Origin of the sequence: Pseudomonas sp. B35(2017), assembly GCF_002113645.1 — a bacterium.
Taxonomy (GTDB): domain Bacteria; phylum Pseudomonadota; class Gammaproteobacteria; order Pseudomonadales; family Pseudomonadaceae; genus Aquipseudomonas; species Aquipseudomonas ekonensis.
Map to the genome: position 1 here is coordinate 37,534 of NZ_NEIZ01000023.1, position 26,571 is coordinate 64,104.

At 63.9% G+C, this 26,571-nt stretch carries 21 protein-coding genes; 10 read left to right on the forward strand and 11 right to left on the reverse strand.

Going from position 1 to position 26,571, the window contains the following annotated elements; all coding sequences use genetic code 11:
* Positions 1-226: 226 nt before the first annotated feature.
* A complete protein-coding gene (locus CAG41_RS25945) occupies positions 227-838 on the reverse strand; it encodes a TetR/AcrR family transcriptional regulator (protein WP_085633755.1) in 612 nt (203 codons plus the stop codon).
* A 401-nt stretch (positions 839-1,239) separates the two neighbouring features.
* Here CAG41_RS25945 and CAG41_RS25950 point away from each other — a divergent pair, with 401 nt between their 5' ends.
* The 8 genes from CAG41_RS25950 to CAG41_RS25980 all read left to right on the forward strand — a co-directional run bounded on the left by CAG41_RS25950 (position 1,240) and on the right by CAG41_RS25980 (position 11,481).
* A complete protein-coding gene (locus CAG41_RS25950) occupies positions 1,240-2,127 on the forward strand; it encodes a phytanoyl-CoA dioxygenase family protein (protein WP_085586568.1) in 888 nt (295 codons plus the stop codon).
* A gap of 124 nt (positions 2,128-2,251) precedes the next feature.
* Positions 2,252-3,622: an FAD-binding oxidoreductase gene (locus CAG41_RS25955; protein WP_085707657.1), complete on the forward strand. Its 1,371-nt coding sequence runs from the start codon at positions 2,252-2,254 to the stop codon at positions 3,620-3,622.
* A gap of 48 nt (positions 3,623-3,670) precedes the next feature.
* Positions 3,671-4,333, forward strand: coding sequence for a hypothetical protein (locus CAG41_RS25960; protein ID WP_085707658.1), 663 nt, complete (start codon positions 3,671-3,673; stop codon positions 4,331-4,333).
* Positions 4,334-4,414: 81 nt separating this feature from the next.
* Positions 4,415-4,561 carry a hypothetical protein gene (locus CAG41_RS28705; protein ID WP_170930071.1) on the forward strand — a complete coding sequence of 49 codons (147 nt, stop codon included), beginning with the start codon at positions 4,415-4,417 and terminating at the stop codon, positions 4,559-4,561.
* Between the two features lie 423 nt (positions 4,562-4,984).
* Positions 4,985-6,406: a DUF1329 domain-containing protein gene (locus tag CAG41_RS25965; protein ID WP_085633751.1), complete on the forward strand. Its 1,422-nt coding sequence runs from the start codon at positions 4,985-4,987 to the stop codon at positions 6,404-6,406.
* Positions 6,407-6,432: 26 nt separating this feature from the next.
* Positions 6,433-8,076 carry a DUF1302 domain-containing protein gene (locus tag CAG41_RS25970; protein WP_368665201.1) on the forward strand — a complete coding sequence of 548 codons (1,644 nt, stop codon included), beginning with the start codon at positions 6,433-6,435 and terminating at the stop codon, positions 8,074-8,076.
* Positions 8,077-8,084: 8 nt separating this feature from the next.
* On the forward strand, positions 8,085-10,499 hold the full coding sequence (locus CAG41_RS25975; protein ID WP_085707659.1) for an RND family transporter: 2,415 nt from the start codon (positions 8,085-8,087) through the stop codon (positions 10,497-10,499).
* A gap of 10 nt (positions 10,500-10,509) precedes the next feature.
* A complete protein-coding gene (locus tag CAG41_RS25980; RefSeq protein ID WP_085707660.1) occupies positions 10,510-11,481 on the forward strand; it encodes a YCF48-related protein in 972 nt (323 codons plus the stop codon).
* A gap of 62 nt (positions 11,482-11,543) precedes the next feature.
* On the opposite strand, the gene CAG41_RS25985 is transcribed toward CAG41_RS25980, so the two are convergent.
* Positions 11,544-12,413 carry a phytanoyl-CoA dioxygenase family protein gene (locus CAG41_RS25985; protein WP_085707661.1) on the reverse strand — a complete coding sequence of 290 codons (870 nt, stop codon included), beginning with the start codon at positions 12,411-12,413 and terminating at the stop codon, positions 11,544-11,546.
* 252 nt (positions 12,414-12,665) lie between these two features.
* Here CAG41_RS25985 and CAG41_RS25990 point away from each other — a divergent pair, with 252 nt between their 5' ends.
* Both CAG41_RS25990 and CAG41_RS25995 read left to right on the forward strand, forming a co-directional pair.
* Complete coding sequence (locus CAG41_RS25990; protein WP_218189833.1) at positions 12,666-13,925, forward strand: CdaR family transcriptional regulator; 1,260 nt, start codon at positions 12,666-12,668, stop codon at positions 13,923-13,925.
* A 78-nt stretch (positions 13,926-14,003) separates the two neighbouring features.
* Complete coding sequence (locus CAG41_RS25995; RefSeq protein WP_085586551.1) at positions 14,004-14,546, forward strand: hypothetical protein; 543 nt, start codon at positions 14,004-14,006, stop codon at positions 14,544-14,546.
* Positions 14,547-14,571: 25 nt separating this feature from the next.
* On the opposite strand, the gene CAG41_RS26000 is transcribed toward CAG41_RS25995, so the two are convergent.
* From CAG41_RS26000 to CAG41_RS26040, 9 genes are all read right to left on the reverse strand, one after another.
* Positions 14,572-15,621, reverse strand: coding sequence for a hypothetical protein (locus CAG41_RS26000; RefSeq protein ID WP_085695380.1), 1,050 nt, complete (start codon positions 15,619-15,621; stop codon positions 14,572-14,574).
* A 72-nt stretch (positions 15,622-15,693) separates the two neighbouring features.
* Positions 15,694-18,069 (reverse strand): hypothetical protein, encoded by a 2,376-nt coding sequence (locus tag CAG41_RS26005; protein WP_085586546.1) that lies wholly within the window; start codon positions 18,067-18,069, stop codon positions 15,694-15,696.
* Positions 18,070-18,079: 10 nt separating this feature from the next.
* Complete coding sequence (locus CAG41_RS26010; protein ID WP_085586544.1) at positions 18,080-19,219, reverse strand: hypothetical protein; 1,140 nt, start codon at positions 19,217-19,219, stop codon at positions 18,080-18,082.
* Positions 19,198-20,643, reverse strand: coding sequence for an alkaline phosphatase family protein (locus CAG41_RS26015; RefSeq protein WP_085707662.1), 1,446 nt, complete (start codon positions 20,641-20,643; stop codon positions 19,198-19,200). Before CAG41_RS26015 ends, CAG41_RS26010 begins: the two co-directional genes overlap by 22 nt.
* On the reverse strand, positions 20,633-21,865 hold the full coding sequence (gene eboE, locus CAG41_RS26020) for a metabolite traffic protein EboE (protein WP_085707663.1): 1,233 nt from the start codon (positions 21,863-21,865) through the stop codon (positions 20,633-20,635). Before eboE ends, CAG41_RS26015 begins: the two co-directional genes overlap by 11 nt.
* A complete protein-coding gene (locus tag CAG41_RS26025; RefSeq protein WP_085586538.1) occupies positions 21,862-22,746 on the reverse strand; it encodes a TatD family hydrolase in 885 nt (294 codons plus the stop codon). The genes eboE and CAG41_RS26025 overlap by 4 nt, the downstream gene beginning before the upstream one ends.
* 36 nt (positions 22,747-22,782) lie before the next feature.
* A complete protein-coding gene (locus CAG41_RS26030) occupies positions 22,783-23,553 on the reverse strand; it encodes an EboA domain-containing protein (RefSeq protein WP_085707664.1) in 771 nt (256 codons plus the stop codon).
* Positions 23,550-24,437 (reverse strand): UbiA family prenyltransferase, encoded by an 888-nt coding sequence (locus tag CAG41_RS26035; RefSeq protein WP_085707665.1) that lies wholly within the window; start codon positions 24,435-24,437, stop codon positions 23,550-23,552. The genes CAG41_RS26030 and CAG41_RS26035 overlap by 4 nt, the downstream gene beginning before the upstream one ends.
* A complete protein-coding gene (locus tag CAG41_RS26040) occupies positions 24,434-26,308 on the reverse strand; it encodes a 3-dehydroquinate synthase (protein ID WP_085707666.1) in 1,875 nt (624 codons plus the stop codon). Before CAG41_RS26040 ends, CAG41_RS26035 begins: the two co-directional genes overlap by 4 nt.
* Positions 26,309-26,571: the final 263 nt, after the last annotated feature.

The window sequence follows — 26,571 nt, forward strand, 5'->3', positions numbered from 1 at the left end:
TTTGAATTTTTTTATTTCTGCTTCGCCTGCCTTATTTCAAATGACGCGTTCAAGTAGTCATTATTTTTTGCGCACTCGTTTTATAACTTTCTCACCGACTTGAAGTTGCCTGCTCTCTATTGCGCCGGCGTTATGTTTATTTCTCGACAACGCTGTCGAGCGGGCAGGGGACAGACGCAATCGGAAACTTGAAAAGTTCTGAGCGTCAGGGTCCCGCGCCGGCTTCTTATGACGTTCTGGCTGCTTCGGGAGCCTTTTCGAAAGTCGCCACCAACAGCTTCAATGCCTGACAGGCCGCGTCGGTGTCCGTCTTCAGACGCTGCGCGTCGCTATGGGCGGACCAAGCGACCAGCAGCCCGTCGAGCAGATTGATCAGCAAACGGCTGACGGTGACCAACGCGGTTTTGTCCAGCCCCGCGCCCACGACCTTTTCGATGGCCTGTTCTGTCGCCCGGCCGGCATCGGCATAGATCTGGGTCGCCATGGCCGGATTGTTGCGCAACGACCAGGTGAAAAGCTCGGACTGCGCAATGGCCAGATCAGGGTGGGTCATGAACCAGTCGACCGCCTGGCGCAGCATTTCCCCCACGGCTTCGGCGGCGGTGGCGCCCGTCGGAATCTGCTCCAAGGCCTGTTGCGGCGTGTTGATCAGCGACTCGTACACCGCATAGAACAGTTCATCCTTGGTGTGGAAAGTGTAGTGCAACGACGCCAGCGGAGACTCGGCCTCTGCGGCGATCCGGCGAGTCGTCGCGTTGGCGGCGCCGTACTTCGCGATCACCTTCACGGTGGCGTCGATGAAATCTTGTCTGCGCACTTCCGCGCCCATTCTGGCCATAGGCTCAGCCTCCTTTTCGGTGTTTCCGTCAGTAACCCGGTTCAGTGTCTGCGGGGATGGATGCTAACGCATGGCTGCGTCTCAATCCATGCGTGCTTGGGCAGGGATCAATGATTTCCTTTCCTGCCATGTGAGTGTTTCGTAAGTACCCGGCCTGAAGTGACACATCAAAGAGAACTCCGGAAAAAAGTGGGTAGGTTGGTATCGCTTATATCCAACTTACAGGGTTCAGGCATTCAACTTTCTCGGTTTTGCGCCTCCTCAAAGAATGGCATGTGTATTGCTTTAATCAAGCGACCTGATCAAATGATCATATCGAGCGATCAAAATTGTCCTTTATATAGCCAAGTCTGTGGAACGGCCTCTTTCTGACGTGAAATCCAATAGGCAGGAATTGATAAATGCAAACACTCACACTCAAGACTTTAAGCAGCAGCGATTCTGTCGAGGCGGTGGTCGAAACCATTAAGCGTGACGGCGGCGTCATCATCTCCGATTTTGTTTCGCAGCAAACGCTGCAGGCCCTTAAAGAAGAACTCGACCGTTACCTGAACGCCACGCCTTGCGGTGTCGATCCCTACTTCGCGGGCACCCAGACCCGGCGTGTCGCGCGCATTTTCGAACGCAGCGACACCGCCATCGAGGTCGCGCTGAACCCGCTCTTCATCGAGACGGCCAGAAAAATCCTGCAGACCCCGACCCACGTATGGGTGGGCAGCGACCGCATCCCGATCGAACCCAACATCCAACTGAGCATGACCCAGGCGATCCAGATCGGATCGGGGCAAGGCTTGCAGCCTCTGCACCGCGACGATGCCACCTCGCTCTGGCGTCACCCGCAGTTCGGCCGCGAGGCCCGGTTGCAGATTATGGTGGCCATCACCGACTTCACCGAAGAGAACGGCGCAACGCGCGTCATCCCCGGCAGCCACACCTGGGACGACGAGCGCATGCCGACCCAGGAAGAAACCGTGGCGGCCGAGATGAAGGCCGGTTCCGCACTGTTGTGGATGGGCTCGGTGTACCACGGCGGCGGGGCCAACACCACGGCGCAGCCACGCACCGGCCTGACCATGGCCTACGACCTGGCCTTCTTGCGGCTGGAAGAAAACCATTTTCTGTCGATCCCGATCGAACGCGTCCGGCAACTGCCCAGCGAGCTGCAACGCCTGCTGGGCTGGAGCGCCAGCAGCACGCTGCTCGGCTGGGTGGAAATCGACGGGCAGATGCGGGACCCACAAGAACTGCTTGCCCTGGAGTCCTTCTCCGAGGTCGGGAAAGGCATCTAAGCCCCCACAGAAAGGCCCTGCCGGCAACACGGTCAGCCCGCTGACCGAACGGCGACGACACGCTCCCTTTGGGCGGCGCGTGCCGTCGTGCCCGATGGGATGGATGCACAGAGGAGCGAAACAGATGAATGCCTCAAACAACGCGATCGGCAACAGCGGTGCCGGACCGCTGAAATTTCGCAGCCTGGGCGGCTGGGTGGAGCGCCCGATCGACCTGCAACCGGAACTCCTCGGCGACGAACAGGCCGATGTGATCGTGGTCGGTGGCGGTTTCGCCGGGATGTCGACTGCGCTCGAACTGAATGCGGCCGGCGCCAAGGTCATTGTCCTGGAACAGGAGTTCGCCGGGTTCGGCGCCAGCGGACGCAACGCCGGCTATCTGCTCGGCAGCATGGGCATCGAGTTTGACCTCTTCGTCAAACGCGTCGGACTGGAAAGGGCCCGGCAGTTCGTCCGGCTCTACGACGACGGGGTGATCTATGTGGAAAGGCGCTTGACGGAGCTGGGCATCGACTGCGACTACAACCCCTCCGGCGTCATCCGCGCAGCGGTCCATCCTTCCCAGGAAAAGCGCCTGCGCGCCAACATGAAGCTGGGGCATGAGTTGGGTTCGGTGACGCGCTTCATCGACCCGGCGGAAATGCGTGCCCGTGAAATCCCGCCGGCCTTCCTGTTCGGGAGCGGGCAATGCGGCGGCACCCTGAACCCCGGCAAGTACATCTCCGGCCTGCGCCGCGCGGCGCTCGCCGCCGGCGTGAAACTGTACGAACGCACGCCGTTGCTGTCCTTCAGCGAAGGACCGTCCATCACCTGCAAGACCCCGTCGGGCAGCGCGACCGCACCGGTCATGGTGCTGACGACCAACGCCTACACCCCCCAGTTGGGGCTGCTGCGCAACAAGGTGGCGCCGATCCGGGTGTCGGCGATCGAAACCCAGCGACTCTCGCCGGAGCAATTGGCGTCCCTGGGCTGGAAGAACCGGGAAGGGCTGATCACCCCGCACTTCACCATGGAGAGCCACCGCCTGACCGCCCACGACACGATGGTGCTGACCACCAAACAGCTGGGCTACGCCTACGGTTCCAAGACCCCCAATGTGCCGGACGACAGCGCTTATGCCGCGTTGGTGCGCGGGCTGCGCGAGCGCTTTCCCACCTTGCAGGGCCTCGGCATCCAGCATTGCTGGAGCGGCTACATCAGCGCGGCCTACGACGCATTGCCCGTGGTCGGCACGACCGGCGAGAAACACAACATCTTCTATGCGGCGGGCTGCTCCGGCCACGGCCTGGCCTCGCAATCGGTGATGGGCTCGTACCTCGCCGCACGGATCAACGGCACGGATCCCTCGCACCTGACGGCGCTGGAGCACAAGACGCCTTCGATGCTGCCCGAGCCGTTCCAGTGGTGCGCGTTGAAGACGGCGTTTGCGGCGGCCAAATGGATGGATGAACGAACCAACCGCAAAGTCCGCGAGGACAGCGCCCGCAAGCGCTGAAAACCCTGGCGCAGGTAAGGCGCCACAACACTATAAGAGGCTGTCATTGTGGAACTGATCGATGCGTGCGCACTGGTCTCGTGCATTGTCCTGGTGATTTCCGGGCTGTGCTACGGGGTGGGATTCATCAGAAAAGGCAATTACCTGCTAGGGCTGGAGGTCCTGATCGTGGGCATCTCTGCCACGAACTTCACCACTTACATCGCCACGGGCTGGAAAGGCAATTACGAGGTCGCGCTGTTTCTCGACGCCTTTTCGCGGGGCGTCGGCGTGCCGATCATCGCCACGCTGGGATTGATGGCCGTCACCCATGGTTACAAGCCATCCCGGGCGAAAGACATCACGCTGTTCGTCGGCGGATTTGCCGCGACCTTTTTCTACTACCTGTCCGACTTCACCAAAGGGGCGCTTCCTTACTTCTACGTGGTGATGTGGTCTCTCTACACCGTGTACCTGTGCTACTTCACGTGGCGGCTGGTGCGCGCAGGCGCCGGCTTCCATGCGCTGGCGACCGCGCTGGGCGGGGTGGCGGGGCTGACCATCGCGCTCAGGTATGACTTCTTCCCCATCGCCGGGGATGACACCAAGTTGGTGTTCATGACCCTCGCTTTCCTGACCTGGTCCTACTCGATCGTGCAGTCGTATTACGCCTACGGCGCCTTGGAGCGAACCCGCAAAGTGGCTTCCCGCTCGCTGCTGGGCGCCAGGTAAGGCTCAAGCCTCGCGATGAGGCGGATGTGTAGGACAGCAATCAAGTTCAAACAATAACAAGGTTGATTCTGGAGGTTTGCCATGCGTCGTTTCGGATTCGCTTGCTTTGGCGTCGCCCTGACCCTGAGCACCATCTACGTACTGAAAACAGAGTTTGTGAGGCTGTCACCCATGCCGCCGACCAAACATCCGATCGTCAGCATGAGCGATCTCTTCAAGCATATGTGAAGCGGGCAGGACAGCCCGACCCGATTCGAATTGCCGACGCGCGCCGACACAGAAGGTTCTACGCCGGTGCAAAAGGGATCGGGGCGCCCCGTGGCGGGGCAGCGCGAGGCGGAACACCGGGTGCGTACGGAGTGGGGCCTGAAATGGCCCTTGGGGCCCGAAGGGTCGAGTGAATCTTCGTAACAGGTGTTTCCATATTTTACAGAGCAGTGCGGGCCGTCGACGCACACAAATTCACAGCCAACCCATAACCCATTGATACGCCGGCGAAAAATCCAAATCCCCGGATTTTGGCATATGGCTTGCTTTTCTGATCTTCGGACTTGATCAAATGATCATGTCAGGTGATCTACCCATGAGGCATCCAGCTTTTCTTGCATTTGGCGGTCGAGCCGCCGGTTAAAGCCCCCTGAGGATCTTGCAATGAATGACGTAGTTGAACATCCAAAAGGCGCAGTCTTTCCCCGTCATGCCATCCGGCAACTGATCGTGGGGATCGCTGCAGCGACGGTGGTGTTTTCGGCCCAGGCCGAGAGCGTGGAGCCCGCCATGCTGGGGACGAAGCTGACCCCCTTGGGCGGTGAGGTCGCCGCCAGCAAAAGCGGAGACATTCCGGCCTGGACGCAGCCGGGGCCCCAGGGCGCGGGATGGAGTTACGGGCAGGTTCGTGGCGACTTCTGGAAGTTCAAGGGCGACAAGCCCCTGTACAGCATCGACTCGAACAACGTCGCCCAATACGCCGCCAAGCTGTCTCCCGGCCAGCTTGAGCTGTTCAAGAAGATTCCCGGCTACCGCATGGATGTCTACCAGACCCGCCGCACCTGCGGCGCGCCGGACTTCGTGGCCGAGAACACCAAGCAGAACATCGGCTTCGCCAAGCTTGACGCCGCGGGGCTCGCCCTCGAAGAAGCCCATGTGCCCGGCATTCCGTTTCCTGCCCCCAAGAACGGCGCCGAGGTGATGTGGAACATGAAGATGCGTTACCGCGGCGTCGGCGTCGAAATCCCGCGCAGCGTTTCCGGGATCTCGCCGCGCAAGGGCGGGGAGTGGTCACGCCAGTCGGTGGACATATTCTTCTTCACGCCGTGGGGCAAGAAGGGCAGTGCGCTGTTCTCGTCGGTCGGGCGCCTGGAGAACGCCACCTTCTTCAACTACCTGGAGCCGGCGGCGCTGGCCGGTCAGGCCGCGGTGCAGACCGCCGTCGCCGGCGAACAAGCCACCACCTTCTACTACTTCCCCGGCCAACGCCGTGTGCGGCGCATGCCGTCGTACTCCTACGACGCGCCGCAGATCGGCCTCGACAACCAGTACACCGTCGATGAAGGGAACGTGTTTTTCGGCACCATGGACCGCTTCGACTGGAAGCTGGTCGGCAAGCAGGAGCTGCTGGTGCCCTACAACATGTTCGGCGCCTACGACACCGCCGCCAAAGTGGAAGCCTTCGCCGGCAACGACTCGGTGGCGCCGCAGGCACGCCGCTATGAGCTGCACCGCGTTTGGGTCGTCGAAGCCAACGTGCGCCAGGGCATGCGCCACCAGGCGCCGAAGCGTCTGTTCTACATCGACGAGGACAGCTGGAACGCGGTGATGGCCGTCGACTACGACAAGCAGGGGCAGATCTGGAAAGTGCGCGAAGGGCTCTCCACGCCCGTGTACGAAACCGGCACCTGCGATGTGGAAGCCCAGATCCAGTACAACCTGGTGGACGGCCGCTACCTCTTCGACATGACCACGGTCGGCGCGGGCAAGAGCGACATCCGCTGGCTCACCGAGGACAACGCCAGCCCGCGCCTGAAAAGGGATTTCTTCACCTCCGATAACCTGCGAGCCATCAGCGAACGCTAACGAACGTCGTCAGATCGAGAGCCAGCATGAAAAAAACAATTACGAAAGCTTCAGGCCTTGTCATCGCGTGCGCCACCCCATTTGCAATGGGCTTCACGTTTGAAACCGAAACGATCCGCGGCTCGTTCGACTCCACGATCACCGCAGGCATGGGCCTGCGCACGGAGTCGCGCGCCTGCAACCTGATCAACCAGGGCGTCACCGGGCACAACGCGCCCTCGGGCTGCCTGGCACAGAGCTCGGGTGTCGCCGACCAGGGCGACCTGAACTACGACCGCGGCGACCTGTTCACCAACTACCTCAAAGGCACGCACGAGCTGCTGCTCAAAATGCCCAACGACGTCAGCTTCTTGGCGCGCGGCAGCTGGATCCGCGACTTCGCCGCCACCGACACCACCGGCACCCAGTCCTTCAACACCCCCGCGAGCGTCGGCAGCGACGGCCTCAGCGACTCTGCCCACGACGACCTCGCGTTCAAGGCCCGACTGCTCGACCTGTGGGTGAGCAAGGGCTTCGACGTGGGCGAACAGCGCGTCCGGGCGCGCCTGGGCAACCAGGTGATCAACTGGGGCGAAAGCCTGTTCGTGGCCGGCGGCATCAACAACACCAACGCCTACGACTACCAGGCCCTGGCGCGCCCCGGCGTCCAGCTCAAGGAGGCCGTGCTGCCGGCGCCGATGCTCAGTGTCGCCTCCGGCCTGGGCTCGGGGCTCAACATCGAGACCTACTACCAGTTCGGCTGGAACAAGAGCGAATTGCCGCCGGTGGGCAGCTACTGGTCCACGAGCAACGGCCCGGGCAAGGGCATGGGCGATTACGGGTTCTCCGACAAGAAGGCCCGCGACAGCGGCCAGTGGGGCCTTTCGCTGCGCTGGCAGCCGGAGGACAGCGACATCAACTACGGCCTGTACGTGATGCGCTACCACGACAAGTTGCCGACTTTGAGCGTGGCGCTCGATCCGAACACCTTCGCCGTGGCACCCACCTGGGAGTACCAGGAAGACCGCATGATGTACGGCGTCAGCGCGAACATGCCGATCGGCGACTGGGCGGTCGGCACTGAGCTGTCGTACCGGCCCAAGGATGCGGTGATGCTCAATCCGGTCGTCGACCTGTGCGCGAACAACGGCGGCAAATGCTGGAAGGACGAAAAGAAATTCCAGTGGCACCTGACCGGCCTGTACAGCTTCACGCCGTCCAACTCGCCGACGCTGCTGGACTTCACCGGGGCCAGCACCGGCACCTTGCTGTCGGAACTGGTGGTCATCAAGTACCCGGGGCTGCATGACGAGGTCAACGGCGAGCCGCTCGCGCCCGGCCTGAACACGTGGCAACTGGATCCGGCGATCCCGCCCAAGGCCCACGGCAACAAGACGTCCTCGGGCATCAACCTGGACATGAGCCTGACCTACGACGGTACGTTGCTGCCGGGCTGGCAAGTCACGCCGGGGATCTTCTACTCGCGCTCGCTGGGGGGGCGCACGCCGAACCTCACCGCCACCTTCACGGAAGACGCCAGCAGCATGAACCTGTACCTCAACTTCGTGCGCAACCCGGCCAGTTGGCAGGTGAACCTCAACTACGCCAAGTTCATGGGCGGCGACACGCCTTACGACCAGCTCTACCGTGACCGAGATTATGTCGGCATCGCGATCTCCCGCTCATTGTGAGGCCTGCCGTGAATGGTTCTGTGAAATTGACTGAAGCAAGGACGCGCGGCCTGCTGCCGCGCGTCGAGGGCGTCCTGTTCGGGCATCGCCGGCTGGTGCTGGCGAGCCTGGCCGTCTTCACCCTGATCATGGCGTGGTTCGCCGTGCAGCTGCGCATGGATGCCGGCTTCGAAAAGCAACTGCCCATCGGCCACGAATACATCAAGACCTTCGAGGCCTACCGCAACGACCTGATGGGCGCGAACCGCCTGACCATCGTGGTCAAGGCCCGCCACGGCGCGATCTGGAGCGCGCCGGGCCTCAAGCGGCTCTACGACGTCACCCAGGCGGTCACCTTCCTGCCCGGCGTGTCCCGCAGCAGCGTGCGTTCGCTGTGGACGCCCAATGCCTTCGTCAACGAGATCACCGAAGAGGGCTTCCGGGCCGACCCGTTGGTGCCGGGGACGGTGACGCCCGAACGTCTGGACGATGAAATCATCGCGACCATCGCCAACTCCAGCGCCCAGGGTGGCTTCATCGGCACCCTGGTCTCGCGGGATCAGAGCAGTGCGATGATCACCGCGGAGCTCAATGAGTTCGACGCCAACGGCGCCCACCTGGACTACGTCGCGTTCAACCACGCGCTGGAGAAGGAAGTCCGCCAGCGCTTCGAGGACGGCGATTTCGAGATCCAGATGATCGGCTTCGCCAAGCAGATCGGCGACATCGCCGACGGCGCTTCGGCGGTGCTGGAGTTCTGCCTGCTGGCGTTGCTGCTGACGGCGGCTGCGGTCTACTGGTACTGCCACTCGCTGCGCTTCACCTTGCTCGCCTTGGTGTGCTCCCTGGCGTCGCTGGTGTGGCAGTTCGGCAGCCTGCGCCTGTTGGGCTACGGCCTCGATCCGCTGGCGGTGCTGGTGCCGTTCCTGGTCTTCGCCATCGGGGTGTCCCATGGCGTGCAGCAGATCAACTTCATCGTGCGTGAGATCGCCGTCGGCAAGAGCGCCGAGCAGGCGGCGCGCTCAAGCTTCACCGGGCTGCTGGTGCCCGGCACTTTGGCGCTGGTGACGGCGCTGGTGTCCTTCGTGACGTTGCTGCTGATCCCGATTCCCATGGTGCGGGAGCTGGCGATCACCGCGTCGCTCGGTGTGGCCTACAAGATCGTCACCAACCTGGTGATGCTGCCGTTGGTGGCGTCCTTGCTCAAGGTGGACGACAAGTACGCTGCCGCGCAGGAAGTCTCCCGCCAGCGCCGCACCCGCTGGCTGCACGGCCTGAGCCGGCTCGCCGAGCGGCGCAACGCACAGTGGGTGCTGGGCGTGGCCTTGGCGGTCTTCGTGGTGGCGATCTGGCAGAGCCATGACCGGGTCGTCGGCACACTGCAGGCCGGCGCCCCGGAGTTGCGCGAAGACTCGCGCTTCAACCGCGACGCCGTGTCCATCGCCAGCAACTACGACATCGGCCTGGACTGGCTCAGCGTGGTGTTCGAGGCCAACCGCGACAGCACCGGCGAAGACAGCCAGGCCGCCTGCGAGAACGTCGCGGTGGGGCAGTACCAGGACCGTTTCGTCTGGGCCATGCAGGGCGTGCCCGGGGTTTTGTCCGTCGCGTCGTTCTCGTCCACCATGCGCCAGTTCAACGAGGGCTACAACGAAGGCAACCCGAAGATGGGCGCGGTGCCCATCGACCCGATGAACTACGCCGCACTGGCCACCGAGGTCGCGCGCACACCCGGGCTGATGCGCTCCGATTGCAGCATGTCGGCGGTGCACCTGTACTTGGCCGATCACAAGGCCACCACGATCAACCGGGTGGTGGACGCGGCCAAGGCTTTCCGCAGCGAAAACCCGTCGCCCGACGTCACGGTGCGCCTCGCTTCCGGCAACGCCGGCGTGCTGGCCGCCATCAACGAAGAGGTGGAGAAGAGCGAAACCCCGATGCTGCTTTACGTCTACGCCGCCATTGCGTTGCTGGTGTTCGTCGTCTACCGCGACTGGCGGGCGGTGCTGGTCTGCTGCCTGCCGCTGACCATCGGCACCTTCATCGGCTACTGGTTCATGAAGGAACTGCAGATCGGCCTGACCATCGCCACCTTGCCGGTGATGGTGTTGGCGGTGGGCATCGGCGTCGATTACGCGTTCTACATCTACAACCGCCTGCAACTGCACCAGGCTTTTGGCCAGCCCATCACCAAAGCCGTGGAGCATGCGTTGCTGGAAGTCGGCATGGCGACCATCTTCACCGCCATCACCCTGGCGATCGGCGTCGCCACCTGGGCGTTCTCCGACCTCAAGTTCCAGGCCGACATGGGCAAGCTGCTGGCGTTCATGTTCATCGTCAACATGGTCATGGCCATGACCGTGCTGCCGGCCTTTGCGGTCTGGCTGGAACGGGTTTTCCCGCGCAGGCGCCCCGTGCGCATGATCGGCGCGCTGATGCATTGAGGAGAGAGTCATGCGTAACGGTTTTTTGTCCATCGGCGTGTTGATCGCCGCGATGCTGCCGCCGTTTTCCTTGCAGGCTTCGCCGTTGCAGGTGGTGCCGGCGGTGCAGTCGGAACATGCCAGCCAGGCGACCATGCTCGATGCGGTCTGGGCCGGCGAGCGGGTGGTCGCGGTCGGCGACCACGGGATCGTGCTGCTGTCGGACGACCACGGTAAAAGCTTTCGCCAGGCCAGCTCGGTGCCGTTGTCCACGCCGCTGACGGGGGTGTCGTTCGTCGACGCCAAACGGGGCTGGGCCGTGGGCCATTGGGGCGCGATCCTGGTGACTGCGGACGGCGGCGACTCCTGGCAGGTCCAGCGCATGTCCAACGAAGAGGACCGGCCGCTGTTCGCCGTGCATTTCTTCAATGCCCAACAAGGTGTCGCCGTGGGGCTGTGGTCCCTGGTGCTGACCACCGAGGACGGCGGACTGACGTGGACGGAGCAGACCTTGCAAGCGCCACCCGGTTCGAAGAAGGCGGACCTCAATCTGATGGGGCTGTTTGCCGATGGCCAACACAAACTCTATGCCACCGCCGAACACGGCCAGGTTCTGCTTTCCGAGGATGAAGGCAAAAGCTGGCGGTACATCAGCACCGGTTACGAGGGCACGTTGTGGTCCGGCGCCGTGTTGGCGGACGGCAGCCTGCTGCTGGGCGGCCAGCGCGGCACGCTGATGCATGGCACGGCCGAGGGCAAGGACTTTCGCCGAGTGCCGACCCAGAGCAAAGGTTCCGTCACCTCGGTGGCGGTGTCCGGCGGTCGGGTGCTGGCGGTCGGGTTGGACGGGCTGATGATGAAGAGCAGCGATGGGGGAGAGCGCTTCGAGGAGAGTCAGTCGGTCGATGGACTTTCGCTGACGGCGGCGTTGCTCGATCCGCAAGGGGCGCCGGTGCTGTTTTCCCGCCGTGGCGTGTTGCTCACGTCGTCGACAGGGCAGTGAACGCGGTTCGGGGGGCGGCGGTTGCCTTCCCCCGAACCTTTTGCATCGGTCAGAGCTTGAGGTCAGAGCTTGAGATAGTCCGCCAGATCCGCGTAGTCATGCTGCCACAGGCCCGGGCTGGCAAGGGGGTACTGCGAACGGAAGCCGATGATCTTCTGCACGCGAGGGGAGAGGGTCCTGACCACCTCAAGAGGGACGATCAACGGATAGGCTTCCTCAGGCGTCAGGATCGAGGCCTGCAGCGGGATCGTCAGGCCACGACGGAACTGGTCGGCCGTGACGTTGGCGCCGCCGCCATGAACCACTTTGCCCCCGAACAGCACGGCGTCACCGGCCTTCAGCTCGATGGGAATGGTCATCTCGGGCGATCCCACATCCTCGAAGTTGTCCCAATCCTGGCTCCCTGGAATCACCCGTGTGGCGCCGTTTTCTTCGGTGAAGTCGGTCAGGGCCAGCATCAGGTTGGTGATGGCTCGCGGTGCATGCTTGTCCATGGCCACGAACGGATAGTACTGGGCCGAGTCCCGATGCAGCATCTGCGCGGTGTTGCCCGGGCCGATCTCGATGAGTTGCGCGGTGGTCAGCCACCAGTCGCCGCATTCCGACTCGTAAAGTTCACGGCCGATTTCGTGGAAGAGGTCGTCATCGAGGATTTCTTCGCGGAACGTCTTGCTGTAGGTAATGAGGTTGGTGAGCCGCTTGGTTTGATAGCCATGAAAATCCTTGACCAACTGAAGTTCATGTTTCGAACCGGCATTCAACGCCGCAAGCGGTGCGTCCAGTTCGTGGTTGATGCGCGCGACTTGCTCCGGCGTCATGAAGCCCCGGATGATGACCGCACCCGCGCCGTCACTGAGCGAGACGATTTCCTGCGCTGAGTTTGAGCGGGTGACGATAGGCAGGCTGGCGGTTGAATTTCGATCGCTGGACATTGAAGCGACTCCAATTAAAGAGGAACGGATTTCGCGCAGGCGGGCGCTCAGAGACGCATGGAACTGCGTCACTGGACAGGCCGGCCGTTACGGAAGTGACTGCACTGAACTCAAGACAAGTGTGCAGAAGCAGGGTGCTTCTTTAGGGTCATTTGGTTCAGGCAGTGGGTTCATGCTATTTTTGCCGGGCACTTTCGACAAGATACAAAGTGCACCATTCCAATGGCTTTTTTGGGTTGATTTGAACATCACATGAACACCACCGCACAGCCCTGGCCACGCCCGTCGGAAGCCGTTCGCGAGCTCATGCGCAAAGGCGCGGAGAGGGCGCAAAGCCTGCCGCCGGAATGGATCGAGCGCCTGAACCAGTCACTGTTTTCGTCGCCCGAGGACGAGAAGCTGCTGGAGGATCCGGTGATCCTCGCGGCGTGCCGACGGGCCAACCGCTCGGAGCTGCTGCATTGGGCGAACGCCAACATGCAGCGCCCTGGCGAGCCGGTGGGGGTTTATGTGTCCGCCGACATGGTGGACACCGCCCGGGAGCTGGCGCGCAGAGGGCTGTCGGAAGTCCTGATGAACTCCGCCAGAACCACGCAAAGCGCGGCCTGGGAAATGTGGATGAAGATGGCCTTCGGCCTGACGCAGGATCCGGTGCTGCTTGAAGAGTTGCTGGAGGTGTCGTCCCGCTCCATCTCGGAGTTCATCGCCGGCAACATGCGGGTGATCACCCAGATCGTCCTGGAAGAAAAGAGCGCACTGACCCACCACGACCACATCGACAAGCGCAGCCTGGTCACGCGGCTGCTCGATGGCCGCGACGTGGACACCGAACAGTTGAGCCAGCGGCTGGGCTACTCCCTCCAGCAGAAACACTATGCCTACGTCATCTGGAGCGAGATCCAGGATGCCGAGATCCGCCCGCTGGAAGAGATGGCCCGCGCCCTGGCTCGCCTGACCGGCACCGCGGCGCCCCTGATCGTGTTTGCAGGTCCCGCCACCGTTTGGCTCTGGGCCGGCGCGGCAAAGCCTTTGGACCCAAGCTTGCTGCAGGGCGTGGTTCAGCAGTTCCCGAAGATCCGCGCGGCCATCGGCTCTCCTGCGGCGGGCCTGAACGGCTTCCGGCGTTCGCACCTGGAGGCGCTGAACACGCAAAGCCTGGTGGGGCGCCTGGCCGGCGCGCCGGCGGTCACCCGCATCGACCAGGTGCGGATGGTTTCCCTCATGACCCAGGACGCCCGGGCGTCCAAGCAGTTTGTGGTGAGTACCCTCGGTCGGCTGGCGACCGAGTCCACGGTGCTTCAGCACGCACTGCATGCGTTCCTGGCCAACGGTTGCAACATCACCCAGACCGCCGAGGCCCTGGGCACCCACCGCAATACGTTGCTGCGCCGTCTGGAGCGGGCCCAGGACCTGTTGCCCATCGAGTTTGCCGACCACCGTATCCAGATTGCCGCAGCCCTTGAACTGTTGATCTGGAACACCCCGCTGAATGAAGACGACAGCCTTGCGTGAGTCGGTTCCGCTCACGGTTCTGCCATTTGGTTCCTATATTGTTGATCATCCCTGTTTGCTGTTTTTGAGGAGCTGTCGATGCACCCCGTAACCCCGGCAGAAGAACGTCGTTTCGCATTCGAAGCCCGCCGCCTGACCATCGAAACGCTGGTCAAAATCTATCTTGAGCAAATTTCCGTCTCGCGCGGATTGGTGACGGTGTACCTGCGCCTGATGTTCACGCTGTCGCTCGGCGCGTTGGCCGGCGTAGTGACGCTGTACGGCGCGATACTGCGCTTCAGCGTGTCCGCCAGCCTCGACATGATCACTGCGCTGGAGGCGGGGTGCGCGGTCATGGCCCTGGGCTCGCTGGTGGCTTCCGCCATGCTCTCGGCCCGCGCCTTGCAGCAAGGCGCGTTCGACGCGGCGCCGTTCCTGCATGATCCGTTTCCCAATGCAGGCTCGGTGATCGACTCGATCTTCGAGTCGAAGGACCTCGACGAGCAGCAGATACTCGAACGGCTGTATTTCGCGGTCGGCAAAGTGGTCGAGCATCAGCCCAAGCTTCGGGTCAGCACGCGGGTGACGACGATGCTGCTGATCTTCGGGCTGCTGATGACCGGGGCTTCATTCCTGATTTGAGGTTTCGGCGCAGGGCCTTTCCCCTTTAGAGTTGCACCCGACGCAACCGGCCGCGCAGCGGCACCACGCCGCCCTCCGGCGTGGGCAGCGGCCGGCCCGTCAGGCCCATGCCTTCGCTGATCAGCACCGCGTCCTGCAGCACGCACAGGTTGGAGGGGGTGTCGAGGTCGCGGGCGAGCACGGTCACTTGGGCGGTTGTCAGGTCGCAGCGCAGCAGCCGTCCGCTGAATCGGGTGAAGCCGCCGTGCCGGGGCTCGCCTTGCCAGTCGGCGGTCAAGGGTTGCTGCAGGCGCTCGCAGAGTTCCAGCACCAGTACATCCCCCTCGGGGCTCAGGGCCAGCCCGGTGGGCAGTTGCAGGCCGTCGATCAGGCGCTCGATCTGCCCGCTGTCCGGCCACACCCGGACCACCTGGCCGGCCTTGTCGGCGAAGTCGATGCCCTTGCGATCCGGATCGCCGTGCAGTTCGCCGGAGAACAGGCTGATCAGCACGGCGTCCGTCGCCGGTTCGTGCACCAGGGTGACGGGCACCGCTTCCTGGCCCTGATCCAGGTCGGGCAACCGGACCAGCACGCGTTCCTCTTGGCCGGGCCTGAACGCCACCAGTTCGTTGGTATCGGGCTTGACTGCCAGCCAGCTGCGGCGCCCCGGGTGGTAGCACAGGGCGTTGAGGTTGCCCCGGCTGTGGCACACCGGTTCCGGCGGGCTGTAGTGCAGGTCGAGCAGTTTGGAGCCTTCGACGTAATCGGTCTGGCTGACCAGGCAGCGGTCGTCACCGAACGCGATGTCCGACAGCCCCATGATTTCGTCCCGCAGCATGCGGGCCTGCATGTTCATGGCGCGGAAACCCTGCGCCAGGGTTTCCCGTGGCAGGTAAGCGCCGGGGGTGTGCGGATCTGGCCGCAGCCGGCTGATCCGGCCGCTGAACGGTTCGTCCGGCAGGCCGGAACCGGCCTCGGCCAGCAGCAGGCTGCCGTCGGCCTCGGCGCAGACGCCGCGGGGGTTCAGCAGGCCTTCGGCGATGATCGTCTGGGGGCGCAGAACCTCGTGGGGCTGCGCCGGGATGTGCATAGGCATGGGTCTCTCTCCGTGGACAAGCGCCGGGTGACAGGCCTGTCACCCGGCGTTCCTGCGTGAAGCGCTGCCGCTTCAGGCCTTGCGTGGCGGGTAGTCGCTCAGGCTGAGCGGGACGGGTGGGTAGTTATGCTTGACCAGCGCGTTCGCCCACAGCTCCAGGATCGCCCGCCGGCTCTGCGGCAGGTCCCGGGTGATGGGCATCGCCAGGGTGCTTTCTTCCTGGTACTCCTTGCTGATCAGCACGATGAACTGGTCGATGGCACCTTCGATCCGCGGCAGCGAATTGAGCGGCATGTACTTGTTCATGATCGGGTACAGGTAATAGAAGGGCTCCAGGATGCGCGGGTAGATGAAGGTCGTCCAGATCAGCTCGCCGGCGTCGGCTTGCCGGTAGATGCTGTTCCACGCATCCACGAAGTCCTGCTCCATCTGCGGCTCCCGCGGCAGGACGCGCAGCGGCGAGAGGAAGTCGAGGTAGGCCTGCCCCGTCTCGAAACTGAAGGGGATGGCCGGCGGCTGCCCGCTGTCGTGCAAGAAGAAACGCAGGGTCGGGAAGCCCGCCGCCCGTCCGGTGACGGTCAACCGGGCAACGCCGTTGGCGTCGGTCTGGATCCGGGTGTAGCTGTACTGTACCGAGCCGTTGGGCTCATCCTTCAGTTGCCCTTCTGCCAGGATGGGGTTCTCGTACGACAGGCAGGGGCTCAGGGCCACCGAGCCTGGCGTGGGCAGGTACTGCCGGTAGCTGACCGGCTGCTCGGTGGGGGACGACACGGCTTCGCGGGTCGCGACGAGCTGACGGCCCGTACCTTCGTTGACCTTGCGGGCAACCGCAGGCATGCCTTCGAATTGGGGCAGGTTGGAGGTGTTCTTCGAACGGTCTTGCGGATGATCGATGAACAGAGTGAAGTCGGCGGGGTTGCTGAACGCCAGGTAGTAATCGGACGTGCCGACAAGGTACGGGTTGTTGTACTCCGCCACCGTCAGCACGGTGCCTTGCGGCGCGGGCTGGCCGTCGCGCTGCACCATGATGTGCAGCGTGCGGCTCTCGCCCACGTCGATGAAGCTGCCGCTTTCGACCACCTCGGCGGTCCACATCTGCTGGGTCGCGGCCACCACGGGGGGAGACGTCTGCAATTGCAGCTCAAGGGTGCCGCTTTGCAGTTGCTTCTGCGCCTCGGCGTCGAGCGGCAGATCGAGGATGCCCGAGCGTTTGTCGAACTCGGACTGCCGGTATTCCTTGAAGCCGAAACCCGCCAACGGGGTGAACTGGTCGCCTTGGCGTATCCCGAGCTTGTAGTTGCCGGCCTCGAACTTTTCCGCCACCGGTATGGGGGCCTTCGAGTCGAACGCGTAGCTGGGGAAGGTGTTCAACAGATCCAGCGACAAGGTGTCGCCATGGGCCTGCGCCGAGATGACGCCCAGCGTCACCTTGTTGTCGGCTTGTCCGATGCCGGTGACGGGAACCGGCTTGGCCGGAACCAGACGCCGGCCCGACGGCGCCGTCGGGTACTCGCCGTCCAGCCACAGGCCCAGGGTGCCTGATGTGCGGCTGTAGGCCGGGTTGAAGAAGATGCTGCCGACGTTGTCCAGCCCTTGCTGGTACATGTCCTGCAGCTTCGCCAACGCCAAGGGCGAATCGGAACGGGTATCGACGAAGGGGTAGTTGTTGAACACGCCGTTCCTGTCGTAGCAGGTCAGGTAGGAGGAAAACCGGAACATCAAGCCTTGGGCGTTCTGCTGTTCCATCTGTTCCTTGAGGTTTCGCAGCAGGGCCGAATCGCCGACGGCCCAGTTCAGGTTCTCTCTCGGGAAGCAGGTTTGCCAGGTGACGGTCACGTAGATCAGGCCGCGCAGCGTCGCCGCCCAGTTGAAGTTGAGGAAGCGGTCCAGCATCCGGTACTGCCGGTTGAGCGTCAGGCCGCACTGGTCGTCGCCCAGCACCAGTTTGTCGAAGTACAGCGCCGTGAAGGTGTTCTCCCAGGGGCTGACGTCGACGAAGCGGGCCGCCGTGGGGCTGGTGCTGCCGAACGGGTTGCCGATCAGGTTGTAGGTCTGGTTGATCAGCGGATCCTGATCGACGTAACCGCCGTTGGGCAACTCGCCGCCGATGATGACGGAGCGGGTCTGGTCGTAGTTGACGGTGCCGCAGGCGTTGTCGCCGAACAGATCCCATTCACCGGGCAGCATGGTGGGGGAGCTCATGCCGACGTTGCCCGGCACCTGGGTGACGTAGGCGGGTGCCTCGTGCAGCACCCGTGGGGTGATGATCCAGGGCATCAGGTCGGCGGCGGCGTTTTCCGGCGTGACGTTGTAGTGCTCCAGGAACCGCCAGTTCATCTCCATCTTCACCGCGTCGTAGAGCGGGTAGGTGTCGTTGTTGTTGGCCGTCGGCGGGTTCCAGAACATATGGCCGTTCATGTAGATGCGGGGGAAGTTCAGTACGCTCATGTCATGCTCCTTAGCGTTGCCACTGGGCGCGCTTCAGCGACCAGACAAAATCCAGTTTGTTGTAACCGGCGAAATCCGATGCCGGCACCAAGGCAGTGGGGTAAACGATGCCTCCTTGCTGTTTCAGAGCGAAATTGAAGTAGCCGTCTTTCTTCGAGTACGCGGCGGTGTCGTGGCAAGCGAAACACGAGGACTGGCTCTGGAAGGCCGACTCCAGCTGAGAGTTGGCGAGCAGGGTGGGGGTCGTCCGGATCTGCGTGCCGATCTGTTCGTATTGCGCCAACTGCGGGAACTGGCCCTGGAACTGCGTGTTGACCGGCTGCGCCGCCGGGGTGGGGCCGGTGCTGTTGGTCATTGGGGTGGGCGGGATCGCATTGGTCACGGTGTACTTGCTGTTGTTGCGGTTCTCGAAGGTGGTCCACACCCAGCCGGGGTTCAGCTTGTTGATCACGTGCAGTGCGCTCAGCGCGGCGTAGCCGACCTGATACCCGTCCTTGTCCTGGTAGTAGGCCTGGCCGATGTAGTAACCGTCGTCTTCCAGCCGCTTCTGGTAGGCCGGGTCATTGCCGATCCACAGCCAGCCGGACTTCAGCTCCCAGGCGTCGGAAGGGAAGGCCAGGTTGCTGGTCAGCGCGTACTGACCGTTCATGTTGTAGACCTGCTTCTCGACGATGTAGTCGAAGGTGCCTTCGCCCATCAGCAACTGGAACCGCACCGGCTTGCCGCGCTCGGCCTCCGGCACGTCACCGCCCATTTCCAGGATCAGCCCGTCCACCTGCTGAATGGCGTTGAGGTTGTGGAACACCCGGTTCAGGTTCATCTTCTGCTGCGTGGCCTTGTCCAGCACGGCCTGGGGCGTCGGCACGCGCTGGGCGTAGGGCAGGGGCTGGGCGCCGTTGCTCAGGTACACCTGGTCCGACGGTTTCATGGTTTCCCAGACCCGGTCGGGGCTGTTCGCGGACGCCGGCTGGTTCAGACAGGCGAACCAGTTCCAGCTCATGGTTTCCGGGCTTTGCGCGAATTCGGCCCGGGTCTTGTTCAGGTCGCCGCCGAATTGCAGGAAGTTGCTGCAATCGAAGGTGTCGTTCGTTCCCGCCTGGGCTAATCCTGCCAGGGTACTGAGAACGGTTATGGAGATGGCTCGCCGCATGTGAGCTCCTTGGCATTGGCCAGGTGGGTGTAGGTCTGCCCCAGGAAATGCCGAAGGAGCAGTTGTTGCACCGCCGTCGCCGCCAAACGCTGCGGCAACGGCAGGTCGCAATCGGTGATGAGCAAAGGGCCGGTCTGTTCGTCGGCAGGCGGCCGGCCATGGCTGCCGCGGACCAGTGCCGTGTCCAGCGGAATCAGATCCATGTAGTAGCGAAAGCCGAGCTTCTTCTGCAGCAGGCGGCGCGCCACTCTCAGTTTCGGAAAACGGATGGCCGGGTCGATGAACAGCTCCAGCGGGTCGTAACCCGGCTTGCGGTGGATGTCCACGGTGCGGGCGAAGTCGGGTGCCTTGCGGTCGTCGAGCCAGTAGCGGTAGTCGAACCAGTGTCCCGCGGCAGCCACGGCCACCAACTCGCCGCTGCGCGGGTGATTCAGCTGGCGGGCGCGCTGTTCGCTGTTGTCCAGCACCTGTTCGATGCCCGGTTCCCGCTGCAGCAGCGCCTTGACCCGAGGGATGTCGCGGGTGTGCTTCACATAGATGTGCGCGACCTGATGATCGACCACCGCGAAGGCGGCGCTGGCCCCCGGATCCAGCAGCTCCCAGGTCAGCGACTGGCGCACCTGCAGCAGGCCTTCCGAACGCAGTGTGCGGTTGATCGACACCGAACGTTCGACGGCTTCGATCCCGTACTCGGACAGCAGCATCACCGCCGCGCCCTGTTCCCGGGCGAAGTCCAGCAGGCGGCCGACCTCGCTGTCGATGGCCTGCACTTCGGCGCCGACCGAAGGATGATCGGGCCCTACCCGTTGCAGGCTGTAGTCGAGGTGCGGCAGGTAGATCAGTTGCAGGTCGGGCCGGTTGAGCCGGAATTCCAGCAGGGCGCAATCGACGATCCAGCGGCTGGAGGCGATGCCGGCCGCCGGTCCCCAGAAGCCCGGGAACGGGAACTCGCCGATCTGCGCCTCGATGCGTTCGTGCAGCCCCGGCGGCGACGAATACAGGCCGAACAGCTTGCGGCCGTCGGCCGGGTAGTGGGGGCGCGGGGTGATCGAGGCGTCCACGTCCGCGTACATGTTGTACCACCAGAACAACTGGCTGCAGCGAAAACCCGGCAGCTCGCGCTTGAGCACGTCCCAGACCTTCTCGCCCTGGATCAGCGCGTTGGGCTGCAGCCAGAAACGCACTTCGGCCTGGTCTCGGAAGTACCAGCCATTGCCGACGATGCCGTGCCCGGAGGGCGGCAGCCCGGTGAGGATCGACGCCTGCACGGTGGACGTGACGGCCGGAAACGACGGTTGCAGGCTGGCCATCTGTGCTGTCTTCAGCAGCGCATTGATGTGCGGCGTGTTGGGCCCCAGCAGCGCCGGGGTCAGCCCGACCACGTTGATCAGCAGCAACGGTTGACGCGGACGGTCAGAGGACATCGGCGCTGATCTCCTGTGCGTGGACTTTCAGCAGGCGCCGCTGGCGGAGTTGCGCCTCGACCCAGCGCAGCTCGGCGCCGATCCCCTGAAGCAGCGCCTGCTCATCGGCGGGCCGCAGCGACGCGGGCAACACGCCCCAACTGTAGGTCTCCACTTCCAGCACCGGACGAAAGTCCTCGTGGTCGGCCAGGTAATCGAAGGTCTGCGCCAAGGCGATCTGACTGCCGCTGAGCTCAGGCATCAGCAAGTGTTCGCTGAACAGCGGCACATGGAAATGGATCCTCAGCTCGGGGTATCGCCCCGGATGCTTCGCGCAATCGTCGAGCGCAGCGGGCAGGTCCGGCCAGGCCATCAAGCGGCCTTCGGCATCGCGTGCCTTGACTTGATGCAGGTACGTGGCTTCTGAAAACGCGCTCAACACGTCGAGGATTTGCCGGGCGCGGTTTTCGTCCAGACCGGCCAGGCGGCAGATCAGCGCGTTGGACAGCTGGATCTTGCCGACCGGCACCCCGGCCTGGCGCAACCGGCCCAGCGATTGATAACAGTCTTCGAACATCACCGCCTGATGGCAGACGTCGAAACAGAGCGCCAGGTGATCATGGTGCGGATCGACGGCTTGCCAATGGCGGAAGAACGCGAGGGCCTGGTCGGTGTTCTCCAGCACGCAGTCGGGCTCCATCTCCAGACAGAACACGATCTTCTTCCCCGTTTCCCGGTGCAGCTTGGCCAGCGACGCAGTGAGTTGGCGCAACTGATGCTCGGCCCGTTGCTGCAATGCCGGGCTCCAGCGGGCGGCATACCCCAAGGGGACAGTGGAAATCACGCCCTGAGGGCAGTCCGCCGGCAAGGCCTGCGCCAGCAGGTGCGCCAGGTCTAGGCTGTAGTCCAGGCGTTCCGGCATGGACCAGTCGGGCAGGTAGACGTCGGCCTTGACCGCGCCGTCATGGAACTGCCCGTAGGGAAAGCCGTTCAGCGAGGTCAGCCTCAGCCCTTTTTGTTGCAGCAGGCTCAGGAACTGCGAGCGTGCCGGCGCCTGCCGCAGCTCGGCGGCGGCGCGGGCGCAGATCCACAGGCCGCTGTCCTGTTCGCTCAACCCGCGCAGCCGGCGCACGCCCTGAAAGTGCCGCTCGATGGAGGCCCGCAGCCCGGCCAGGTCACGGGTCGGGTGCACGTTGCTGCAATAGCCGACCTGGGCGGCCGTCCAACCGGCGGCTGCGCTCATTTGATCACCGGATCCTGACCGCGCAGGGCGGAGTTCTCTTGCCACTGCTTACGTTGGTCGATGGGCAGCGGCGTGCTGACCAGGGCCTTGTCGAGCTGGCCGCTCTGGGCGAAGAAGTCCACCGGGTTGTGGAACAGCACCTTTTCGACCTGGGCCTCGCTGAAGCCGGCGTCCAGCATGGCCTGGCCCGTCTTCGGCACTTTGAGCGGATCGCTGATGCCCCAGTCGGCGGCGCTATTGACCACCATCTTGTCCGTGCCGTACTGCTGGAGCAGCGCGACCATGCGCGTTTCCGACATCTTGGTGTTGGGGTAGATCGAGTGGCCGCGCCAGCAAGCGGTCTCCATCACCAGCGGCAGGGTCAGTTCGTTGAGGTGATCGATGATCACCTGATGTTCCGGGATCCCGACTTCACGGATCACGGCCAGGGTGCGTTTGGTGCCGCCGATCTTGTCGCGGTGCGGGGTGTGCACCAGCACCGGCAGCTTGTGCCGCTTGGCCAGCTCCAGTTGGATGCACAGGAAACGGTCCTCGGCGGGCGTGATGTCGTCGTAGCCGATTTCGCCGACGGCCACGACGCCGTCCTTCACCAGATAGCGCGGCAGTATCTTCAGCACTTCGTCGGCCACCGACAGGTCATTGGCCTCCTTCGGGTTGAGGCCGATGGTGCAGAAATGATGGATGCCGAACATGCTGGCGCGAAAGCGTTCCCAGCCCAGCAGGGTGTCGAAGTAGTCCACGAAGCTGCCGACGCTGGTTCGGGCCTGGCCCTGCCAGAACGCCGGCTCGATCACCCCGGTGATGCCGGCGGCCGCCATGTTCTGGTAGTCGTCGGTGGTGCGGCTGACCATATGGATATGCGGATCGAAATACTTGGGCATGGTGACTCCTCGTCAAAGGCACAGGCGGGTTGGGCATCAGTTCGATGGGGTGCCGGCCAGGTGGGCGCGCCACTCCGGCGGCAAGCGGTGCTGCTGGTTCAGGTCTTCCAGCCGCTGGCGTTGCGCAGGGCCGAGCAGGCTGAAGGCGATCAGCCGGGGCAGGCCGGGGGACACCGTGCGCTCGGCGGCGAGCTGCTCTTCCAGCAGGTCGAGGGCCAGCTGGTTGAGGGTGACGCTGTGCCGCTGCGCCAGGCCGGTCAGGCGTGCGGCGTCGAGCCCCATGCCGAGTGCCTTCAGCACCAGTTGGTGGAAGGCCCGTTCGGGGTAGTGGCGCGACGGGTAAGGGGTGTCGAGGGCGAGGGCGGCGAACACCTGGCTGTTGCTGGTGCGGCCGGCCTGCAACGCCAGATCGAGGCAACGGCCACGGCTGTCGAGCCAGTCGAGGGCTTTGAGCAGGGCGATTTTTTCGTGGTCGTCGCCCCACAGAAACAGCTGGTGCAGCAACGGCAGTTGCGCGCCGCGCACATTGTGTTCGAGCAGTTCTGCCAGCAACAGTGCACGGGCCAGTTCAAGGGTGCTCCAGTCGCCGTCGGCCACGGCCTGTTCGCGCAGATGGCGTTTGCACTGACTGCTCAGCAGCGCTGCGGTGTCGGCGTCTGGGGTTCGGGCGAGCTGCTCTTGCGCTTCGCGCCACCATTGCAGCTCGGTCGGATCGAGCTGACGGATCAGGGCCTGCTGCCGCTCGGCCAGGCATTCGCGGCGCATGTCGAGTGCGTCCGTGGGCGGTACGGTGACGTCCATGTTCATGTCGGTTTCACCCAGCGCTGAAAGTGGGGAAGCAGGAAAAACACCATCACGCAGAACAGGCTGCCCAGCGGTTGATCGGCCACGGCCATCACCAGCGCGTCGAACAGCGGCAGGGCCGCCAGTCCCGCACCGATGAAGGCACGCACCTGCCGTCGCCGGGGATCGGCGAGGTGCTGCCGGTAGTGCCATCCCAGCCAGCCGAGCCACAGCAGCAACACCGGCCAGAACCACAGGTTGTCCGCATATACCGCCAGGGCCAGCGGACTCAGCATCAGAGCCAGGGGTAAGCGGCTGAGCAACTGGTTGCGGTGTTCCTGGCGGGCCAGGTAGGTCAGCCCGCTGATGTACACGCCCAGCAAAACGGCGCAGAGCCAGATGGGCTCCGGCGGCACCGCCAGGCTGGCCGCAGCGGTGAGGTACAGCGCCGAGCGGCAGGCGCCCATCAGCCAGACGCTGTGGGCGTATTTCTTGTGCAGCAGGTTGTAGCCGAGGATGCAGCCCACCAGCAGGACGACACTGCCCAGCAGCCAGTGCGGCTGCTCGGTGAGTCGGCTCAGGCCCAGCGCCGAGGCCGTCGCCAGTGCCAGCAACAGTAAGGTGGCGAGGCGCACGTGTTCCCGGCTGACCAGGCCCAGGGTGATCGGCCGCGGGTTGTGGTGCAGCAGGTCCCAGTCGGCATCCAGCAGGTCGTTCAGCAGCATGCCGGCCAGGTACAGCAGCGAGAGCGTGACCAGCAGCAGGATCCACACCAGCGACGACGGCGGCGCCAGGGCGCCGGCACTGCTGGCCAACAGCGCAGCGGCCAAGGTGTTGGTCCACACCGTCGGCAGGTTGGAGATTCGGCCCAGGGTCATCCAGGTCTTAAGGCCCGACATCTGGCTCATTGCGCGCAGCCCTCGTTCAAGGCAAGTGCCGAAGCACCGCGGGTGGACAGCCGGATCAGCGCCTGTTCCATCAGCCGGTCGTCGATCTCATGCAGGTCGATGGATGCGCCGATGCGGTTCAGCAGCGGGATGGAAAGCTGCCCGCCCAGGTGCTGGCGGAACTCCTCCAGCCCGAGCAGCACCTGCGAACGGCCTTGCGCGTCTTTCAGTGCCAGTTCCGGCGGCGACAGATTGAAGCCGAGCCGGGTCAGCAGGCTCAGCACACGCTCGGTCTCGGCATCGCTCAACAGGCCCAGGGCATTGGCGTAGAGCCCGTCCAGGGCCATGCCCACCGCGACCGCCTCGCCGTGGCGCAAGCGATGGTGGCTGAGGTTCTCCAGCCTGTGCGCAGCCCAGTGGCCGTAGTCCAGCGGCCGCCCGTTGCCGCGTTCGAAGGGGTCGCCGGCGCCGGTGATGTGCCCCAAGTGCAGCTCGGCGCAGCGGCGGATGGCGTAGCGGCTGGCCGGATGATCGAAGCGGGCGAGGGCGTCGGCCTGCTGCTCCATCCATTGGAAAAATCCGTCGTCCTTGATCAGCGCCACCTTCACCGCCTCGGCCAGGCCGGCGATCTGGTCGCGGCGGCTGAGGCTGGTCAGCAACTGAAAGTCGTTGATCACGGCGCTGGCGGGGTAGAACGCACCGAGCAGGTTCTTCTGGCCGAAGGCATTGATGCCGTTCTTCACCCCGATGCCGGCGTCGTTCTGGGCCAGCACTGTGCTGGGGATACGGATCAGTCGGATGCCCCGGTGAAAGGTCGCGCAGGCGTAGCCCACCGAATCCAGCACGGCACCGCCGCCCAAGGCCAGGACATAGCAGTGCCGGTCCAACCCGTGCTCCAGCATGTCGGCGTACAGCTGCTGCAGCACTTCGGCTGTCTTGCTCAGTTCCCCGGCCGGCACGGCGATGGGCGGTGCCTTCAAACGCAGCTCGCCGGCGTGGACGGCGAACCAGGTTTCGATCTGTCCCGCCAGTTGCGGAGTGGATTGCAGCAGCTGTTCATCGGCGAACGCCAGCACGGTCACCGGGCCCCGTTGGCCGGCGGTGAGCTGTCGGTGCAGGCAGGGGTTTGACGGATCGAACAGATGGTCGGTGAACAGCACCGGATAGTCGTAACTCACGTCGAAGCGACCTTGCAGCGGACGCTCCGGCGCCGGCCCGCGCAGGCTCTTGAACAGGCTGTACCCGGCGATGAACAGACCCGGCAACACCATGCTGGCCAGGAGGGTCACCAGCAGCGCGTTCTGTTCGACGAGCAAGGTGCCGATGGCGCTGTAGGCCAGCGCCAGGCCGGCATTGGCCAGGGTCGTCACCAGCACGAACGCGCGCAGCGGATAGCGCTGCATGCCGGCGGCCACCACCGAGGTTTCCGCCAGCACCGGCACGCCGCGCAGGCAGATCAACGACAGCGTGCCCAACCGTTGCGCCAGTTGCCCCGGCTTGCGCTGATGCAGCCCGAGACGGCCGGACAGCACCCGGAAATACCCGGCGCCCAAGGCATACCCCAACCAAGCCCCCAGGCACAGGCCGATGAAGATCACCAGATACCCGCCGACTCCGCCCAGGGCGGCCACGGCCAACAGCGCCACCATGCTCGAAGGCACCGGCAGCACGACGTCCAGGGCCAGCAGTGCGATCAGCACCAGGGCCAGGTTGATTTGCTGGGAAGGTGTGCGGGGCAGGTACAGGTCGAGCTGGGCGATGAAGTCCTGGATCTGCTGCTCGAACAGCAAGAAGCTGGCGATCACAAGACCCGAGAAGCAAAACACCGACACCCAGAAATGATCAGCTGGCCCGCGTGCCGAACGCACACGGTGCAAAAGACTGCGCTTCATCAAGCATCCCTCTTGATTCGTTTTGACTGAGATCCGTTTCAGTGACTAAAGGCAGTGTGCTGATGGTTTTCTGGGGAGGCGCCTCCTGGCTGGGTGATGGTGTTTTGATGTTATTTAAATGGAACTAACACAAAGCTAGACGGTCGCCGGGGTTTTGCAAGGGCACATCCTCCCACCGGGCGTTGACCGCGCGATGACGGTATTGGCTCAGCGTGGCGGCCATGTTGCGCTTGAGCGCGGGGCTGAATGAGCTCAGCGATTCG

Excerpts from the sequence above, each read along its gene's own strand:
- CAG41_RS25945 (WP_085633755.1), bottom strand. The coding sequence starts at position 838 with ATGGCCAGAATGGGCGCGGAAGTGCGCAGACAAGATTTCATCGACGCC.
- CAG41_RS25950 (WP_085586568.1), top strand. The coding sequence starts at position 1,240 with ATGCAAACACTCACACTCAAGACTTTAAGCAGCAGCGATTCTGTCGAG.
- CAG41_RS25955 (WP_085707657.1), top strand. The coding sequence starts at position 2,252 with ATGAATGCCTCAAACAACGCGATCGGCAACAGCGGTGCCGGACCGCTG.
- CAG41_RS28705 (WP_170930071.1), top strand. The coding sequence starts at position 4,415 with ATGCGTCGTTTCGGATTCGCTTGCTTTGGCGTCGCCCTGACCCTGAGC.
- CAG41_RS25965 (WP_085633751.1), top strand. The coding sequence starts at position 4,985 with ATGAATGACGTAGTTGAACATCCAAAAGGCGCAGTCTTTCCCCGTCAT.
- CAG41_RS25970 (WP_368665201.1), top strand. The coding sequence starts at position 6,433 with ATGAAAAAAACAATTACGAAAGCTTCAGGCCTTGTCATCGCGTGCGCC.
- CAG41_RS25980 (WP_085707660.1), top strand. The coding sequence starts at position 10,510 with ATGCGTAACGGTTTTTTGTCCATCGGCGTGTTGATCGCCGCGATGCTG.
- CAG41_RS25985 (WP_085707661.1), bottom strand. The coding sequence starts at position 12,413 with ATGTCCAGCGATCGAAATTCAACCGCCAGCCTGCCTATCGTCACCCGC.
- CAG41_RS25990 (WP_218189833.1), top strand. The coding sequence starts at position 12,666 with ATGAACACCACCGCACAGCCCTGGCCACGCCCGTCGGAAGCCGTTCGC.
- CAG41_RS25995 (WP_085586551.1), top strand. The coding sequence starts at position 14,004 with ATGCACCCCGTAACCCCGGCAGAAGAACGTCGTTTCGCATTCGAAGCC.
- CAG41_RS26000 (WP_085695380.1), bottom strand. The coding sequence starts at position 15,621 with ATGCCTATGCACATCCCGGCGCAGCCCCACGAGGTTCTGCGCCCCCAG.
- CAG41_RS26005 (WP_085586546.1), bottom strand. The coding sequence starts at position 18,069 with ATGAGCGTACTGAACTTCCCCCGCATCTACATGAACGGCCATATGTTC.
- CAG41_RS26010 (WP_085586544.1), bottom strand. The coding sequence starts at position 19,219 with ATGCGGCGAGCCATCTCCATAACCGTTCTCAGTACCCTGGCAGGATTA.
- CAG41_RS26015 (WP_085707662.1), bottom strand. The coding sequence starts at position 20,643 with ATGTCCTCTGACCGTCCGCGTCAACCGTTGCTGCTGATCAACGTGGTC.
- eboE (WP_085707663.1), bottom strand. The coding sequence starts at position 21,865 with ATGAGCGCAGCCGCCGGTTGGACGGCCGCCCAGGTCGGCTATTGCAGC.
- CAG41_RS26025 (WP_085586538.1), bottom strand. The coding sequence starts at position 22,746 with ATGCCCAAGTATTTCGATCCGCATATCCATATGGTCAGCCGCACCACC.
- CAG41_RS26030 (WP_085707664.1), bottom strand. The coding sequence starts at position 23,553 with ATGAACATGGACGTCACCGTACCGCCCACGGACGCACTCGACATGCGC.
- CAG41_RS26035 (WP_085707665.1), bottom strand. The coding sequence starts at position 24,437 with ATGAGCCAGATGTCGGGCCTTAAGACCTGGATGACCCTGGGCCGAATC.
- CAG41_RS26040 (WP_085707666.1), bottom strand. The coding sequence starts at position 26,308 with ATGAAGCGCAGTCTTTTGCACCGTGTGCGTTCGGCACGCGGGCCAGCT.